4 protein-coding genes are annotated in these 2,321 nt (G+C 70.0%); 2 read left to right on the forward strand and 2 right to left on the reverse strand.

The features are described from left to right. The coding region (locus JHN45_RS51665) for a substrate-binding domain-containing protein (protein ID WP_236585059.1) at nucleotides 1-555 on the reverse strand (555 nt) is incomplete at its 3' end. Nucleotides 556-576: 21 nt separating this feature from the next. Then, complete coding sequence (locus JHN45_RS53845) at nucleotides 577-762, reverse strand: LacI family DNA-binding transcriptional regulator (RefSeq protein WP_307783456.1); 186 nt, start codon at nucleotides 760-762, stop codon at nucleotides 577-579. 146 nt (nucleotides 763-908) lie between these two features. On the opposite strand from JHN45_RS53845, the gene JHN45_RS51670 reads away from it, so the two are divergent. Together JHN45_RS51670 and JHN45_RS51675 are read left to right on the forward strand one after the other, a co-directional pair. Beyond that, nucleotides 909-1,718 carry an ATP-binding cassette domain-containing protein gene (locus tag JHN45_RS51670; protein ID WP_200713119.1) on the forward strand — a complete coding sequence of 270 codons (810 nt, stop codon included), beginning with the start codon at nucleotides 909-911 and terminating at the stop codon, nucleotides 1,716-1,718. Further along, a partial coding sequence (locus tag JHN45_RS51675) for an ABC transporter permease (RefSeq protein WP_374195702.1) occupies nucleotides 1,715-2,321 on the forward strand: 607 nt, incomplete at its 3' end. The genes JHN45_RS51670 and JHN45_RS51675, both read left to right, overlap by 4 nt.

The raw sequence follows: 2,321 nt of genomic DNA on the forward strand, positions 1-2,321 counted from the left end.
GGCGATGACGGTGACCGGCGGGGTCAACTGCGCGGCCAGGGCGAAGTCGTCGAAGGCGATGAACGCGACGCCGGCGGGCAGCACCGGCAGGACGCCCAGCGCGAGGATCTCGTTGCCCGCGAGCACGGCCGTAGGCGGTTCGGGCGCGGAGAGGAGCGCGGTGACGGCCCGGGCGGCATCCGCGCCGGAACCGAGTCCGTGCCGGACGAGTGCCGGGTCGGCGTCGATGCCCGCGGTGTTCAGGGCCGACAGATAGCCGCGGTGGCGTTCGCCGAAGGTCCAGATCTCCCGCCTGTCGCCGAGGTAGCCGATCCTGCGGTGGCCGTGCGCGACGAGATGGCGTACGGCCTGTTGCAGAAAACGGTGGCTGCCCGCGGCCGGGGTGAGGATCAGGCCGTCGACGCGACGGGCGGTGAAGGCGGCGACGACCTCCCGTTCGCGGTGCGGGTCGGCGCGGCTGGAGCCGATCAGGACCATGCTGCCGCGCCGGTGCGCGATGTCCTCGATGGCCGAGGCGACGGCGGCCATGAAGGGGTCGGCGACGTTGTCCACCATCAGTCCGATGGTCTGGCTCAACTAGTCCGTACGGCGCAACTGCCGTGCCACGTCGTCGCGTTGATAGCCCAGCTTGCGGACCGCGGCCTCCACACGAGCGGCGGTGCGGGGCGCCACACCCGCCTCGCCGTTGACCACCCGGGACACCGTCATCACGCTCACGCCCGCTGCCGCGGCCACGTCCTTCATCCTGGGACGACCGGCCACGCCACGTCCTCCAGATCTCGTCGCGCGCAACGAGGCCGACGGGCCGATGACATGCGCCCGAACCGTGTCCGTCCCGACCCTTGACGCCCACTCATGGGCCTCCCAGAATCGACGAACTGTTAACGATACCAACCAGAAAGCACAGCATGGCCTCTGCAAGGGAACCACTTCTCGCGGCACATGGTGTGGTCAAGCGTTTCGGCCATGTCCAGGCGCTCTCGGGCGCCGACTTCACGGCGTACGCCGGTGAGGTCGTCGCACTGATCGGTGACAACGGTGCCGGCAAGTCGACGTTGGTGAACGTCCTTTCCGGTGTGCTCACCCCGGACGAGGGCGAGGTGCGCCTGGACGGGGTGCCGGTCCGGTTCACGGGGCCGATGGACGCGCAACGGCACGGAGTCGAGACCGTCTACCAGGATCTTTCGCTCGCGCCCGATCTGGACGCGGCGGCCAATCTCTACCTCGGCAGGGAACTCGTACGCGGGGGTCTGCTCGGCCGCCTCGGCGTTCTCGACCGGCCCACGATGCGGCGGGAGGCGATCGCGGCCTTCGGTGAACTGGGAGTCGAACTGAAAGATGTGACGGCTCCTGTGACAACGTTGTCGGGAGGGCAACGGCAGTCCGTGGCCGTCGCCCGCGCGGTCGCCTTCGCCAACAAGGTCATCTTCATGGACGAGCCGACCGCCGCCCTGGGCGTCGTCCAGCGCGCCCGTGTCCTGGAGACCGTGCGCAGGGTCGCCGACCGGGGCATCTGCGTCGTCCTCATCAGCCACAACATGCCCGAGGTGCTGTCGGTCGCGGACCGGGTCGAGGTGCTGCGGCTGGGCCGCCGGGTCGCCTCGTTCACCGCGGCCGACGCCACGATCGAGAAACTCGTCGGCGCCATGACCGGATCACTGGACGAGCCCGCTCAGAACGGGAACCACGGCGCGACCGAAGCGGAGGGCGGCCGATGAGCGCCAACAGCCAGGACATCAAGCCGACGGCCAAGGCGCCGGACGTGCCCCCGTCCGACGGCGGAAGGTTCGCGATACCGCCGTGGCTGCGACGGGCCGCCGGCATCAGCGAGTTGTGGACCTTCGTGATCCTCGTCGCGCTGGTCGCCTTCTTCACCATCGCGGCGCCGGGCAAGTTCTTCACCCAGTACGACCTCACGCAGATCGCCGTGAACGCGGCCATCTATCTGGTCCTCGGTGTCGGCATGACGTTCGTGATCATCACCGCGGGCATCGACCTGTCGATCGGCTCGGTGCTGGTGCTGGCGGCGGTCGCGGCGGGCGAGTACAACATCCACCACGGCGGACCCGCCTCCAGCTGGGGCACGGTCGCCGTCTGTGTCGTCATCGCCCTTGCGGTGGGCGCGGGTTGGGGCGCGTTGCAGGGGGCGGTGGTGGCGACCGGGAAGGTGCCGCCGCTGATCGTGACCCTGGGCGGTCTCGGCGCGGCGCTGGGCATCGCCGAACTCGCCACCGGCGGCCAGGACCCGGCTCCACGGGATGCCGGCCAACTTGCCGAAGCCCAGGCTGTTCTGGAGATGGGTGGCGGCGGCACCGCCCTGT

Origin of the sequence: Streptomyces sp. MBT53, from assembly GCF_016654115.1 — a bacterium.
Taxonomy (GTDB): Bacteria; Actinomycetota; Actinomycetes; order Streptomycetales; family Streptomycetaceae; genus Streptomyces.

Coding starts and splice junctions, on each gene's coding strand:
- JHN45_RS51670 (WP_200713119.1), top strand. CDS start 909: ATGGCCTCTGCAAGGGAACCACTTCTCGCGGCACATGGTGTGGTCAAG.